Here is a 15,241-nt window from a genome sequence, read left to right on the forward strand (position 1 = left end):
AGTGTTGAATGTAAAAGGGTAAAGCTTTTTTGAGTTTTTTAATTTTTATTTATTTTGTAAATGTTTAAAGATTAGAAAAAATATGAAGAAATATAAGGAGACGGAATAGGTGTTCCGGAGAAGTCTATGGCAAGGCAAGACGAAATAAACAGTCTTTTTGCACAAACGTCATTTTTATACGGTGGAAATGCAGATTATATAGATCAGCTTTATGCCGAATATGAAAAAGATCCCACCAGTGTAGATTCACAGTGGCGTACTTTTTTTGAAAACCTTCATGATAAAAAAGAGGATGTGCTTAGAAACGCTGAAGGAGCAACGTGGCAGCGTGATCATTGGCCTTTAAAAGCAAATGGTGAATTGGTTTCTGCTCTCGATAGTGATTGGTCTGGTCTTGAAAAACGTGTTTCTGATAAGTTGAAGGAAAAGGCTGCACAAAAAGGAATAACTTCTAACGAACAGGATATTATTCGAGCAACGCGTGATTCTGTACATGCTCTTATGATGATTCATGCTTTTCGTGCACGTGGGCATCTTCGTGCGCAGCTTGATCCTCTTCAATTGGCGGAGAAACTTGAAGATTACAAGGAGCTTTCTCCAGAGACTTATGGTTTTACTTCTGCTGATTATGAACGCCCCATTTTTATTGATAATGTTTTGGGGGTGGAATATGCGACTATTTCACAAATGCTTGAGATCCTCAATCGTACCTATTGCTCAACGATTGGTATGGAGTATATGCATATTTCTGATCCTGTTCAAAAGGCATGGCTTCAAGAGCGTATTGAGGGACCAAGTCAAAATGTTACCTTCACACAAGAAGGTAAGAAATTTATTCTTAAAAAACTTATTGAGGCGGAGGGGTTTGAGCAGTTTTTAGATACAAAGTATAAAGGAACAAAGCGTTTTGGTCTTGATGGTGGTGAAGCATTAATTCCAGCTCTTGGACAGATTATTAAATATGCAAGTGCTTTGGGTGTTCAAGAAGTTGTTTTAGGAATGGCACATCGTGGTCGTTTAAATGTTCTTTCACAAGTTCTTGCAAAACCGCATCGGGCTATTTTTCATGAATTCAAAGGTGGGTCTTATAAGCCTGATGATGTAGAAGGATCGGGAGATGTCAAGTATCATTTGGGGACTTCAGCTGATCTTGAATTTGATGGTAAGAAAGTTCATTTGTCACTTTTGGCCAATCCATCTCACCTTGAAATTGTTGATCCCGTTGTTGTTGGAAAGGCACGTGCTAAACAAGATCAACTTGTGGGGGTTACACACAGTGATGCACTCCCATTAAGTGAGCGTTCTAAGGTTTTGCCATTGCTTCTTCATGGTGATGCTGCTTTTGCAGGGCAGGGGGTTATTCAGGAAACATTTGGTCTTTCCGGTCTTAAAGGTTATAGCGTTGCTGGATCACTTCATGTGATTATCAATAATCAAATCGGTTTTACAACAGATCCACGTTTTTTACGCTCTTCACCTTATCCATCAGATGTAGCAAAAATGATCGACGCTCCGATTTTTCACGTAAATGGTGATGATCCTGAAGCTGTTGTTTTTGTTACAAAAATAGCTACAGAGTTTCGTCAGATTTTTCATAAACCTGTAGTCATCGATATGTTCTGTTATCGTCGTTATGGACATAATGAAGGTGACGAACCTTCTTTTACACAGCCGCTTATGTATAAGGCGATCCGTAATCATAAAACAACTCTTCAGCTTTATGGAGAAAAACTCGTTGCAGAAGGTGTTGTTAGTGTAGAAGAAATTGAAAGTCAAAAAAAGCTATGGCGTGATAAACTTGAAGCTGAGTTTGAAGCAAGTACTTCTTATAAACCTGATAAAGCTGATTGGCTTGATGGAAATTGGACGGGACTTAAAGCTTCCAATAATACTGATGATCAACTTAGTAAGACGACAGGTGTTGAGTTAAAAACTTTAAAAGAAATTGGTGAAAAACTTGTCAAAGTTCCGGAAGATTTTCATGTTCATAAAACGATTCAGCGTTTTTTAAACAACCGTGCTAAAATTTTTGAGACTGGTGAAGGTGTGGATTGGGCAACGGCTGAAGCTCTTGCTTTTGGTTCACTCTGTTTAGAAGGAGCGCCGGTTCGTCTTTCTGGTGAGGATGTTGAACGTGGAACTTTTTCACAACGTCATTCAGTTCTTTATGATCAAGAAAATGAAACACGTTATATCCCTTTAAATAATTTGCGAAAAGGGCAAGCATTTTACGAAGTTGTTAATTCTATGCTTTCTGAAGAAGCTGTTCTTGGTTTCGAATATGGCTATTCTCTTGCAGAGCCGCGCGGGTTAACGCTTTGGGAAGCACAATTTGGTGATTTTTCCAACGGTGCGCAGGTCATTTTTGATCAATTTATTTCATCTGCAGAGCGCAAGTGGCTTCGTATGTCTGGTCTTGTGTGTTTGTTACCGCATGGTTTTGAAGGGCAGGGGCCTGAGCATTCTTCAGCGCGTTTGGAACGTTTTCTGCAACTTTGTGCAGAGGATAATATGCAGGTTGCTAATTGTACAACTCCCGCAAATTATTTTCATATTTTGCGTCGGCAGATTAAGCGTGACTTTCGTAAACCATTGATTTTGATGACGCCTAAATCACTTTTGCGTCATAAGAGAGCAGTTTCTTCTCTCAGTGAAATGGGACCAGAAACAAGTTTTTACCGTTTGTTACTTGATGATGCAGAAACTCTTAAAGATTCTGTCGTTAAATTGCAGAAAGATAATAAAATTCGTCGTATTGTTCTTTGCACGGGCAAGGTTTATTACGATCTTTATGAAGAACGTGAAAAGAGGGGGATTGATGATGTTTATTTGCTTCGCGTTGAGCAACTTTATCCTTTTCCTGCCAAAGCTTTGGTGGATGTGTTGTCCCGATTTTTGCAAGCAGAAGTTGTTTGGTGCCAAGAGGAACCAAAGAATATGGGGGCTTGGTCGTTTATTGAGCCTTATTTAGAATGGGTTTTGACACATGTTAAAGCGCAATATTCACGTGCACGTTATGCAGGACGTCCTGCAAGTGCGTCACCAGCTTCTGGGTTGATGGCGAAACATCTTGAACAGCTTGCTGCATTTCTTGAAGATGCATTAGGCTCTTAATTTATGACTAATCTGATATATGGAAAAATATTATGACTACTGAAATCCGCGTTCCTACTTTGGGCGAATCGGTTACTGAGGCAACTGTCGGTAAATGGTTCAAAAAGCTTGGCGAAGCCGTTGCTATGGATGAGCCCTTGGTTGAATTAGAAACTGATAAAGTAACAGTTGAAGTTCCTTCACCGGTTGCGGGAAAATTATCTGAAATCACTGCAAAGGAAGGCGACACAGTTGAGGTAAATGCGCTCTTAGGAGTGGTTGAGGCTGGAGCTGCTGGTGTGTCTCAATCATCGCCTTCGTCTTCTGATACCGCTGCACCTGTTGCACCACCTGTGAAACAACCTTCTTCAGGAGATACAATGCCTCCTTCGCCTTCAGCAGCAAAATTAATGGCGGAAAATGACATTGAAAAAAGAGATCTTTCAGGTTCGGGGAAACGTGGACAAATTCTTAAAGAAGATGCTCTTAGTGCGTTGGCACAAAGAACAAAAGAGCCTGCCTCTACAGTTTCTAACGCCAAAACTGCTTTAGCATCTAGCTCTTCTGCAGTTCCAGTTCAGGAAATACATGAAGAGCGCGTTCGTATGACAAAATTGCGTCAAACAATAGCTCGTCGTCTTAAGGATGCACAGAATACTGCGGCAATGTTAACGACATTTAATGAAGTTGATATGTCTGCGGTGATGGATTTACGCAAGCGTTACAAAGATATGTTTGAGAAAAAACATGGTGTTAAACTTGGTTTTATGGGCTTTTTCACTAAGGCTGTTTGTCATGCATTAAAAGAGATTCCTGCTGTAAATGCAGAAATTGATGGAACAGATATCATTTACAAAAACTATGTAAATGCTGGAATTGCTGTTGGAACGGATAAGGGACTTGTTGTTCCAGTTGTACGTAATGCAGATCAGATGTCATTTGCAGAAATTGAAAAAGAGATTGGTCGTTTAAGTCGTCTTGCTCGTGATGGAAAATTAGCTGTTTCTGATATGCAAAGCGGAACTTTTACCATTACAAATGGAGGGGTTTATGGGTCATTAATGTCAACACCAATTTTGAACGCACCGCAATCTGGTATATTGGGGATGCATGCGATTAAAGAGCGGGCAATGGTTGTGGAGGGACAAATTGTGATCCGTCCTATGATGTATTTGGCGCTTTCTTACGATCATCGTATCGTAGATGGCCAAGAAGCTGTGACTTTTCTTGTACGTGTTAAGGAAAGTTTAGAAGATCCCGAACGCCTTGTTCTTGATTTGTAAAAGTACAATTTTCAGGATGAAAGGAAGAACGGATGTCTTATGATGTGGTGGTGATTGGCGCAGGGCCAGGTGGTTATGTTGCAGCAATAAAGGCGGCTCAATTAGGGCTTAAAACAGCAATTATTGAAAAACGTATGACATTAGGGGGGACATGTCTTAATGTTGGTTGTATTCCTTCTAAAGCATTATTACATGCTTCAGAAGTATTTGCTGAAACACAACATGGTTTTGAAACCCTTGGTATTTCTATTACAAAATCTAAGCTTAATCTTGAACAGATGATGGCACATAAAAAAGCTGTTGTAACAGCCAATACAAGTGGTGTTTCTTTTTTGATGAAAAAGAATAAAATTGACACTTTTTTTGGTGCAGCCAAAATTTTAGGTGCTGGTCAAATTGAAGTAGTTGCCCGAGATAGCAGTACACAAACGATTGAAACAAAAAATATTATTATTGCTACCGGTTCAGAAAGTTCAGGCATTCCAGGTGTGAATGTTGAAATTGATGAAAAAATTATTGTATCCTCTACGGGGGCACTTGCTCTTGAAAAAGTACCAGCGCGCATGATTGTTGTTGGTGCTGGAGTTATTGGTTCAGAGCTTGGTTCGGTTTGGAGCCGCTTAGGTGCTAAAGTGATCATGATTGAATATCTTAATAAAATTTTAGGATCTATGGATGGTGAAGTTTCGCGACAGTTCCAAAAAATAATGGAAAAACAAGGAATTGAATGTAAAACTGGTGCAAAAGTAACAGCTATTGCACAATCTGGCTCAGCGGCTCAGGTCACTTTTGAAGCTGTTACAGGTGGGGAATCTGAAACTTTAGAGGCTGATGTTGTTCTTATTGCTACTGGGCGTTCTCCATATACGGAAGGTCTTGGTTTGAGTGAAGCAGGTATTCAGTTAGATGAGCGTGGCTTTATTGCTATTGATGCAAATTGGCAGACGAATATTCCCGGAATTTATGCAATTGGCGATGTTGTTAAAGGACCAATGTTGGCACATAAGGCAGAAGATGAAGGCGTTGCTGTGGCAGAAATTTTGGCAGGTCAAAAAGGACATGTTAATTTTAATGTCATTCCTAGTGTTGTTTATACACAACCAGAAATTGCTAGTGTTGGTAAAACGGAAGAAGAGCTTAAAGCTGCCGGTATTGATTATAATGTTGGTAAGTTTCCCTTTATGGCGAATGGTCGTGCTCGCGCAATGCAAAAAAGTGATGGATTTGTTAAAATCCTTGCTGATAAAAGAACAGATCGCGTTTTGGGAGGGCATATTCTCGGATTTGGTGCTGGTGAAATGATTCATGAAATTGCAGTTTTAATGGAGTTTGGTGGGGCATCAGAAGATTTGGGGCGTTGTTGCCATGCACATCCCACTTTATCAGAAGCTGTAAGGGAAGCAGCTCTTGCAATATTTGCTAAGCCGATACATATCTAATATTTAAATGTGTCGCATTTTATGATGCTTTTTAAATAAGATAGTTCATTAAGCTTTATGTTTTAAAAAAACCGCCTTTGACAGGCGGTTTTTCTGTATCGCTCATTTTATAATAAACAAGTTTAAAATTGTAATTTTCTCTCTTTTTGCTCTTCCCTTATATAGGTAGGAAGTCCCATTTGATCGAGATATTTCAGGAAGGGATGTGATGGTAATTCTTCTACATTGACCATGGTTTTAACATCCCATTCTCCAGTGGCAATAAGGAGTGCTGCTGCTGCTGCTGGTACACCAGCTGTGTAGGAAATGCCTTGTGCTCCGGTTTCATTAAAAGCTTGTTTGTGATCGGCTATATTATAAATAAAAATTTCTCTTGGTTTTCCATCTTTTTCACCTTTAATCAGATCTCCAATACAGGTTTTTCCTACGTAGTCTGGTGCTAAAGAAGATGGATCGGGTAAGACAGCTTTTACAACTTTTAGGGGAACAACCTCTTGTCCCTCTGCTGTTTTAATAGGTTGTTCGGATAAGAGTCCAAGATTTTTCAAAACGGTAAAAACATTGATATAATGTTCACTAAATCCCATCCAAAAGCGAACGTTTTGAACATCAAGATTTTTAGATAATGAGTGGATTTCATCATGTCCGGTCATATAGGCTTTTTGTTTTCCAACAACGGGAAGATCCCATTCATGGCTGACTTCAAACATCTTATTGGAAACCCATTTCTTATTTTGCCAAGACCACACTTGCCCTGTAAATTCACGAAAGTTAATTTCAGGATCAAAATTTGTAGCAAACCAACGTCCATGGCTTCCAGCATTAATATCAATGATATCAATGTCGGTAATTTTATCAAAATAACTTTCACGCGCTAAGGCGGCATAAGCATTTACAGCGCCTGGATCAAAGCCTGCACCTAAAATAGCCGTTATACCAGCATTTTCGCACTCTTGACGTCGTGGCCATTCATAATTTCCATACCAAGGAGGCGTTTCACAAATTTTCAAAGGATCTTCGTGAATTGCAGTATCGAGATAAGCGCATTTTGTTTCGATACAAGCTGAAAGAACAGACATATTAAGGAAAGCAGATCCAACATTGATGACAATTTCGCATTTTGTTTTTTGGATGAGTTTTACAGTTTCTTCTACATTCATTGCATTGAGCGTGTGACCCTCAATAACTCCTTGTTGTTTCATTGTGTTTTTTTCTTTAACAGAAGTAATGATAGCTTCACATTTTTTGAGTGTTCGTGAAGCAATATGAATGTCACCGATAATATTATTGTTTTGAGCACATTTGTGCGCAACAACTTGTGCAACACCTCCAGCACCAATAATGAGAATATTTTTCTTCATTGTAGGTTTGTCTCCTTTTTAATACTGTTTTATGATGGTTTCTTATGATTATTGTTTATGAAAGACTGCTTTGATAGTCATTGTAGCCGAATTGGCGTTGAAGTGTTAGAGTGCCATTAAGCTCTTTAATAACAATGGAAGGCATTGCAACGCCATTAAACCAATTTTTCTTCACCATTGTATAACCGGCGGCATCTTGAAAAGATAGTCTGTCACCTATTTTAAGAGGCTTTGGAAACTGAAATGTTCCAAAAATATCACCAGCAAGGCAAGATTTTCCGCAGACCATAATTTCATGTGGTCCCTGATTTGGTTCTAGCTTTGCACTTTCACGATAAATTAAAAGATCAAGCATGTGTGCTTCAATAGAACTATCAACGATAGCGAGTTTTTTTTCATTATATAATGTATCAAGAACACTGACTTCCAGTGTTGTACTGTTTGTTATAGCTGCTTCTCCTGGTTCTAGAAAAACAGTAACACCATAGGTTTCTGAAAAGTTTTTTAAGCGTTCTGCAAAAGCTTCGAGAGGATAATTTTCAGCTGTAAAATGAATTCCCCCACCAAGACTTATCCAGTCAACGGCGAGAAAAATGTCTGAAAACTTTTCTTCCATTTTGTTTAGCATTTGGTTGAAACGATTGAAATCAGCATTTTCGCAATTATTGTGAATCATTAAGCCATTGATGAGCGGTAAAACCTCTTTAATAGCGTTTTTATCTGTTTCTCCCAAGCGGCTAAATGGACGAGAGGGATTAGCAAGATCAAAATTGGATGCACTCATACCTGGATTTAATCTGAGACCTCGTTGAATGGTTTTTGTTGCGTCAGTAAATCGTTGAAGCTGTTGGATAGAATTGAAAATAATTTTGTCTGCATAGCTACGGGCTTCATCAATTTCATGGTCTGCCCATGCAACCGAATAAGCGTGGGGTTCTTTGCCAAATTTTTCTTTTCCCAAACGTAGTTCATAGAGAGATGATGATGTCGTTCCATCCATAAATTCAGATATGAAGTCAAAAACGCTCCATGTCGCAAAACATTTCAAAGCAAGTAAAATTTTTGCTCCTGACATTTCACGCAAACGAGCAATAACATCCATATTTTTTATGAGCTTCGATTTATCTATAAGATAATAGGGTGTTTTTATCATTGTTTATTCATTCTCTTTTGAAGGATCTTATTCTTGAGACTAACGTTTAGTACAAAGAGTGACAGAATGTTTCAAATAAAAAGAGTTTTAAAAAAATAATCTGTTTCTGTCTAGCAATAGAAAGACTTTCTCTAACTGCGTTTTGTTTTCGTTATTTTGAGATTTGCATTATGTGTATGAAAAAAAAATTATATTATATTTTAGCTTTTGTATTTGGTGGTGTTTTTTTCATGATATCAAACAATATTATCGGTTCGGCACAAAAGAATATCAGCGATATTGAAGCTAAAGTAGCTCTCCAGGATTTTTCTCAAGAGAGTTCGGTGCCTTTGATTTTTACAGGGCGTAGAGAACTTAATGGTTTTAAGGGTTATCATAATTATCGGCGTGGTTATGTTAAGTATAAAGATAATTGGTGGTATCCTAAAGCGGCTTTCGTTGTATCGTCATATTCAAACACAAAACCTGCATCATTAAAAGCTGTTTCAGATGTAAAAAAGGCAAATTTAACGCATTCTGTAGAAAAAAGTAAGCCATGGATGATTAAAGAACATGTGGAATCTTGTCGTGCGCGTTATCGCTCCTATAATGTAAACGATAATAGTTATCAGCCTTTTCACGGTCATCGTAAGCAATGTCTTTCGCATTTTTTTAAAAGGTAGAGACTATTTAAGGGTAAAAAACTTTATTAAATCTCGTCATTCTTGTTTTTAAAATAAAGAAGGAATTTATATACTGTGTCATTTTTTCACACATCTATTATTTTTTTGAAATTTTAAATGCTTTTAAGTTTTATTAAATCTTATTATCGTTAAGTATAAAATGGGGGGGGTGATGTAGGTTTTATTTTGTCATAGACAAAATATTGAGTAGCAGTATGGAGCTTAGAGAATGGCAACACGGGAAGCAATATTGATATTGCTCGTTTTGCTTCCCTTTGGTGGAAGTGCTGTTATTGGCTTTTTTCGTTCGACAGCAAAAAATAATGAAGCATGGTTTGCGGGAGCGGTTGCGCTTTTCGCTCTTCTTTTTACAATAATGCTTTATCCTGCAGTTTGTGGGAACTGTGTGGTGCGTTTAGATATTTCTTGGCTTTCAGAGTGGGGAGTTAATTTTATCCTTCGTATGGATGGTCTATCGTGGCTTTTTTGCTTGCTCATCACAGGAATTGGACTGCTTGTTGTTGTTTATGCGCGTTATTATATGGATCCATCGGATTCTGTGCCGCGTTTTTTTTCCTTTTTTCTGGCCTTTATGGGATCAATGATGGGAATAGTCTTATCAGGAAATCTCATCTTTTTGGTTATTTTTTGGGAACTTACCAGTATTTTTTCTTTTTTGTTGATTGGTTATTGGTACCATAATGCAAGTGCGCGTGAGGGAGCGCGTATGGCTTTAACGATCACTGGCTTTGGTGGTTTTTCTCTCTTTATCGGGGTTTTATTAATTGGGTACATCGTTGGTAGTTTTGATTTGGATAAAGTGTTGCTGTCTGGGGATATGATCCGGTCAAGCTCTCTTTATATCCCTGTCCTTGTTTGTATCTTATTGGGAGGATTAACAAAAAGCGCACAATTTCCTTTTCATTTTTGGCTGCCAAATGCGATGGCTGCTCCAACACCTGTATCAGCTTATTTGCATTCAGCAACAATGGTAAAAGCAGGATTGTTTTTGTTTGTCCGTTTATGGCCTGTACTTTCTGGGACAGAATCTTGGTTTTGGCTGGTTGGATTATCAGGACTCTCAACATTACTGCTTGGTGCCTATTTTTCTATGTTTCAGCAAGACTTGAAAGGATTGCTTGCTTACTCAACGATTAGTCACCTTGGATTGATTACAACGCTTTTAAGTCTTGGGAGCCCACTTGCCTGTGTTGCAGCGATTTTTCATATGGCTAATCATGCGACTTTTAAAGCTTCTTTATTCATGGCAGCTGGTATTATTGATCATGAAACTGGAACACGTGATATGCGTAAATTGACAGGTCTTTACCGTTTTATGCCTATTACAGCAACTCTCGCTTTAGTTGCAAGTGCAGCAATGGCAGGCGTTCCTTTGTTGAATGGTTTTTTATCCAAAGAAATGTTTTTTGCAGAAGCGGTTGAAACGCATATGGAATCATGGCTTGATTGGATTGCACCTTATGTGGCAACGTTGGCTAGCTTATTTAGCGTGACCTATTCTATACGCTTTATTCATGGTGTTTTTTTAGGGGCAGAACCTATGAATTTGCCAAAAACACCTCACGAGCCACCGCATTTTATGCGTTTACCCATAGAGCTTTTGGTGTTTATTTGTTTGGCAGTGGGTATCTTTCCAAATTTAACAATAGGACCGATCTTAGACAATGCCGTTGTTTCTGTTTTGGGGGGTATGAAAATCCATTATAGTTTAGCTGTGTGGCACGGTTTTACGACTCCATTGATGATGAGCTTGGTTGCTTTATTAGGAGGTGGATTGCTTTATACTGTCGGGCATCGCTACTTTTTATCTTGTGATGATGGGCCTCCTTTTTTTCGTCACTTGAAGGGACCACGTATTTTTGAACGTGTTCTTGTGATTATTTCTTGGAAATGGGCACGTGCTGTGGAATCTATTTTTTCAACGCGTCGTTTGCAAATACAGTTACACTGGATTTTTTTGTTGTGTTTTACATTTGTTGGTCTTTTGCTTTGGCGTGATGGTTTCATTTCAGCGGGGTCTTTACAGCTTTTTCCACTTGATATTCCTTTTCTGGCTGTTTGGTTGGTCGGTGGGGCGTGTGCACTTTTAGTTGCTTGGCAAGCAAAATTTCATCGTCTTGCATCACTTATGTTGTTGGGAGGTGCTGGTTTGATGACTTGTACAACTTTTTTATGGCTTTCTGCACCCGATTTGGCAATAACTCAGCTGGTGGTTGAGGTGGTAACTGTTGTTTTATTATTGCTTGGTTTACGCTGGCTGCCCAAGCGTTTATATTATCCTGCTCCAACACCTGTTCGTTTGTTTGTGCGTTTGCGCCGTATTCGTGATTTTATGATAGCTCTTGCGGGAGGTATTGGGGTTGCGTGGCTTTCTTTTGCAATGATGACACGTCCTCAAGGGGTGACCGTTTCCGATTTTTTTCTCACCAATGCTTATAGTGGTGCTGGTGGTCGAAATGTTGTGAATGTGCTGTTAGTTGATTTTCGTGGTTTTGATACCATGGGAGAAATTGTGGTTTTGGGTGTTGTATCACTGACTGTCTTTGCCCTTTTACGGCGGTTTCGCCCTGCGCCTGAAAGTATTGGCGCGCCTTTTCAACAACGTATTCAGAAAGCTTTTGATATAGAACAGCCTGATCGCAATGTAGGGGATACAGTTTTGAATTATCTAATGATTCCTGCTGTTATTATGGGATGGCTCTTTTCAGTTATTGTTGCTTTTTCGATTTATTTATTTATGCGCGGGCATGATCTTCCAGGAGGAGGATTTGTTGGTGGGGTGACATTAGCTATAGGCTTTATTTTGCAATACCTTGCACGTGATATTCGTTGGGTGGAAACCCATTTGAAGGTTTTACCTTTACGGTGGATGGGATTTGGCTTGTTATTGTCCGCTGTAACGGGAATGGGAGCTTTATTTTTTGGCTATCCTTTTTTAACTTCTTTTTTTCAATATATTCATATTCCATGGATTGGAAAAATTCCCTTAGCATCTGCTTTTTTATTTGATTTTGGTGTGTTTTCCCTTGTCTTGGGAGCAACGGTGCTCATTCTAATTGCGCTTGCACATCAATCAATTCGTAGTTATCGGATCGGCAAAAAGCCTATTTTAAAAGAAAAGGAAAATTAATGGAAATTGTTCTTTCTTTGGGCATTGGTGTTCTTGTTGGATCAGGAATTTGGCTTGTATTACGTCCACGAACGTTTCAAGTCATTCTTGGGTTATCTTTGATTTCCTATGGTGTTAATCTGTTTATATTTTCAATGAGTCGGCCGCGTAGCAATGCTGCACCGATTGTTGATCTTTCTACGGTGATTAATCCAGAGAATTACGTTGATCCTCTTCCACAAGCTTTGGTGTTGACAGCAATTGTGATTGGTTTTGCAACGACAGCGTTGTTTTTGGTTATTCTTTTAGTTTCACGTGGATTAACAGGTTCAGATCACGTTGATGGACGTGAGGTGAAGTGATGGAAGTCTGCGTGCAGCATCTTCTTATTTTACCTATTCTTGTACCACTCATCACTGGAGCACTCCTTCTTTTTTATGATGAACGTCGTGCAAAACTTAAATCATTCATAAGTCTTTTCTCTGCAGGGCTGTTGGTTGTTATTGCTGTTTTATTAATGCTGCGTGCTATTGAAGTTGCGCCAGATTGTGAGACTTATCACCTTGGTAATTGGCCTTCTCCCTTTGGAATTGTCTTAGTTCTTGATCGTTTAAGTGCTATGATGCTTTTACTTTCAAGTTTGTTGGTTACGGCTGCGCTGGTTTTTGCTCAGGCGTATTGGTACAAAGCTGGTCCTCATTTTCAATCACTGATGCAATTTTTTATGGTTGGAATCAATGGCGCTTTCTTGACGGGAGATTTGTTCAATTTATTTGTATTTTTTGAAGTGATGTTAACGGCTTCTTATGGACTTGCCTTGCACGGCTCTGGCCCCTTACGTGTACGTGCAGGGATGCATTATATTGTGGTTAATCTTGTTGCGTCGTTGCTTTTTTTAGTTGGAGCGGCTCTCATTTATGGCGTTGTCGGTACCCTTAATATGGCTGATTTAGCTGTAAAAATGAGACATATAGCTTCAATGGATATTGTTTTATTTGAAGTGGGGGCTGCCTTTTTAGGGATTGCTTTTTTGCTTAAAGCAGGTATGTGGCCACTTAATTTTTGGTTGATGCCAACTTATAGTGCTGCCGCAGCCCCTGTTGGGGCTTCTTTTGCAATTTTGAGCAAGGTTGGTATTTATATTATTTTACGCTTGACGTTGTTATGGTTTGGTCCTGAAAGTGGGCATTTTAGTCATTTTGGCCATAACGTGTTGTTTTATGGTGGACTTGCGACCATGGCTTTTGGTTTTGTTGGAATCTTGGCAAGCCAAGTTTTGGTTCGTTTGGTCTCTTATAGTGTTCTTGTCTCCTCTGGTACATTGTTGGCAGCAATAGGGATCGGGAATAGTTCATTGATAGCGGGTGCACTCTTTTATATTGTTTCTTCAACATTAGCTTTTGGCGCTTTTTTTCTGCTGGTAGAACTTGTTGAACGTTGTCAAAATGTGGCGGCGAATGTTTTGACCGTCACAATGGAAGTCTATGGTGATGATGAAGAGGAGGAAGAAGATGAGGTGGGGACTTATTTGCCAGTAACCTTGGCAATTCTTGGGGCTTGTTTTGGTATATGCGCACTTTTGATTATTGGTTTACCCCCTTTTTCTGGTTTTGTTGCTAAATTTATAATGTTTATGGCTGTTTTAAAGCATACTCAAGAAGGTGTTTCTGCCTCTTTGCCAGTTTATCAGGGGTGGCTTTTTATTATTTTTGTCACCCTATCTGGTTTTTCAGCACTTATTGCTCTTACAAGGATGGGGATTCGAACTTTTTGGACTCCTCTTGAAGGGAGTATTCCACGTGTACAGGTGATTGAATTTGCGCCTATTGCTGTTCTTTTGATTTTGTGTTTTCTTGTAACAATTATCGCTGATCCTGTGAACCATTATATGTCTGAAACGGCAAAGGTTTTGTATCATCCAAAAAACTACATTGGGAGTGTTTTAAATGATTCTTTCCTTAAAAATAGGGAGGATCGTTGATGCGCTTTTTTTGCCCTTTTCCTTTTTTTAGTGGGGCTATTGTTTTTATGTGGTTGGTCTTAAACGGTTTTAGTTTAGGTCAGTTGCTTTTAGGAGGAATGGTTGCTTTATTAAGTGGTTGGTTGATGCGGTTTCTTGAACCAGAAAAGGTCACGATTAAAAGTTGGCGTGCAGTCTTTTGTCTGATTTATCGTGTTTTTATTGATTCTATAGTTTCAAATATTTCAGTAGCTGGTTTTGTTTTAATGAAAAAATCTCAAAAACAACAATCCCGTTTTATTGTGGTACCTCTTGAACTTAAGAATCGTACTGCTTTAGCTGTTTTAGCATGTATTCTTGCGGTAACCCCTGGATCTTCTTGGATTGCTTATAACCGAAAAAATAGTGAACTTTTGCTTCATGTTTTAGATTTTAAGAATGGATGTCATTATCAACAATTGATCAAACAACGCTATGAACAATTGCTTTTGGAGATTTTTTCATGAGTATGATAATCCTTTATTGGGGAATTTTTCTGTCACAGTTTTTTTTAAGTTTAGCGATGATTCTTGCATTGTTTCGGCTGATTCGTGGTCCACGAGCGCAGGATCGGATTGTAGGGTTGGATGCTCTTTATATAACGGCTATTCTTTTATTTCTTACCTTTGATATACGGTCAGGAACCACTATTTATTTTGTCGCAGCGTTTATCATTGCTCTGTTAGGTCCTGTATCAAGTATTGCTTTGGCAAAATTTCTTATGCGAGGAGAGATTATTGAATGAAAGATGATGTATCGCTTGTGGCCGCTATCGTTATCACGGCTTTTTTAATATTAGGATCTGGTCTTACATTAATTGGAACAATAGGATTGGTTCGCTTAAACAGCTTTTATAAGCGTTTGCATATGCTTTCACTCAGTACAAGTTGGGGCGCTGGAAGTATTCTTGTTGCTTCTTTTCTCTATTCCATATTTGTAGACCACCACTTCGTGTTTCACGAAATATTATTGATGATTTTTTTAATGGTGACAATTCCTGTGGCTTCTATGTTGGTTTCTCAAGCGGCAGCCTATCGGCACCATTCAGAAAATATATTAGAAAAACCATTGACTCTTTTATCTCACAAGGCGGAGGAATAATCCCCCGCCTTAGAAGAAAG

General features: G+C 38.8%; 12 protein-coding genes. 10 read left to right on the forward strand and 2 right to left on the reverse strand.

The genetic code is table 11. The features are described from left to right. The first annotated feature begins 126 nt into the window (after positions 1–126). From ABID23_RS00760 to lpdA, 3 genes are read left to right on the forward strand one after another with little or no spacing between them, the layout of a single operon-like run. Positions 127–3,114 (forward strand): 2-oxoglutarate dehydrogenase E1 component, encoded by a 2,988-nt coding sequence (locus tag ABID23_RS00760; protein WP_354188339.1) that lies wholly within the window; start codon positions 127–129, stop codon positions 3,112–3,114. 32 nt (positions 3,115–3,146) lie between these two features. Further along, on the forward strand, positions 3,147–4,376 hold the full coding sequence (odhB, locus tag ABID23_RS00765) for a 2-oxoglutarate dehydrogenase complex dihydrolipoyllysine-residue succinyltransferase (RefSeq protein WP_354188341.1): 1,230 nt from the start codon (positions 3,147–3,149) through the stop codon (positions 4,374–4,376). Positions 4,377–4,408: 32 nt separating this feature from the next. Next, positions 4,409–5,815 (forward strand): dihydrolipoyl dehydrogenase, encoded by a 1,407-nt coding sequence (gene lpdA / locus ABID23_RS00770; protein ID WP_354188343.1) that lies wholly within the window; start codon positions 4,409–4,411, stop codon positions 5,813–5,815. A gap of 122 nt (positions 5,816–5,937) precedes the next feature. On the opposite strand, the gene ABID23_RS00775 is transcribed toward lpdA, so the two are convergent. Continuing rightward, entirely contained in the window at positions 5,938–7,176 is a 1,239-nt protein-coding gene (locus ABID23_RS00775) for a saccharopine dehydrogenase family protein (protein WP_354188345.1), read from the reverse strand. Between the two features lie 55 nt (positions 7,177–7,231). Continuing rightward, positions 7,232–8,329, reverse strand: coding sequence for a carboxynorspermidine decarboxylase (locus tag ABID23_RS00780; RefSeq protein ID WP_354188347.1), 1,098 nt, complete (start codon positions 8,327–8,329; stop codon positions 7,232–7,234). Between the two features lie 170 nt (positions 8,330–8,499). Here ABID23_RS00780 and ABID23_RS00785 point away from each other — a divergent pair, with 170 nt between their 5' ends. The 7 genes from ABID23_RS00785 (at position 8,500) to mnhG (ending at position 15,221) form a co-directional block, all read left to right on the forward strand. Beyond that, the gene (locus ABID23_RS00785; RefSeq protein WP_354188349.1) at positions 8,500–8,991 is read left to right on the forward strand and encodes a BA14K family protein; all 492 of its coding nucleotides are present in this window, start codon (positions 8,500–8,502) and stop codon (positions 8,989–8,991) included. A 229-nt stretch (positions 8,992–9,220) separates the two neighbouring features. Continuing rightward, a complete protein-coding gene (locus ABID23_RS00790; protein ID WP_354188351.1) occupies positions 9,221–12,142 on the forward strand; it encodes a monovalent cation/H+ antiporter subunit A in 2,922 nt (973 codons plus the stop codon). Next, positions 12,142–12,483, forward strand: a complete 342-nt coding sequence (locus ABID23_RS00795) for a Na+/H+ antiporter subunit C (RefSeq protein WP_354188353.1) — start codon at positions 12,142–12,144, stop codon at positions 12,481–12,483. Before ABID23_RS00790 ends, ABID23_RS00795 begins: the two co-directional genes overlap by 1 nt. Then, positions 12,483–14,102: a monovalent cation/H+ antiporter subunit D gene (locus ABID23_RS00800; RefSeq protein ID WP_354188355.1), complete on the forward strand. Its 1,620-nt coding sequence runs from the start codon at positions 12,483–12,485 to the stop codon at positions 14,100–14,102. Before ABID23_RS00795 ends, ABID23_RS00800 begins: the two co-directional genes overlap by 1 nt. After that, positions 14,102–14,587: a Na+/H+ antiporter subunit E gene (locus ABID23_RS00805; RefSeq protein ID WP_354188357.1), complete on the forward strand. Its 486-nt coding sequence runs from the start codon at positions 14,102–14,104 to the stop codon at positions 14,585–14,587. The genes ABID23_RS00800 and ABID23_RS00805 overlap by 1 nt, the downstream gene beginning before the upstream one ends. After that, positions 14,584–14,865, forward strand: a complete 282-nt coding sequence (locus tag ABID23_RS00810) for a K+/H+ antiporter subunit F (RefSeq protein ID WP_354188359.1) — start codon at positions 14,584–14,586, stop codon at positions 14,863–14,865. The genes ABID23_RS00805 and ABID23_RS00810 overlap by 4 nt, the downstream gene beginning before the upstream one ends. Further along, complete coding sequence (mnhG, locus tag ABID23_RS00815) at positions 14,862–15,221, forward strand: monovalent cation/H(+) antiporter subunit G (RefSeq protein WP_354188361.1); 360 nt, start codon at positions 14,862–14,864, stop codon at positions 15,219–15,221. The genes ABID23_RS00810 and mnhG overlap by 4 nt, the downstream gene beginning before the upstream one ends. Positions 15,222–15,241: the final 20 nt, after the last annotated feature.

The organism is Bartonella silvatica (assembly GCF_040545155.1).
Classification (GTDB): Bacteria; Pseudomonadota; Alphaproteobacteria; order Rhizobiales; family Rhizobiaceae; genus Bartonella; species Bartonella silvatica.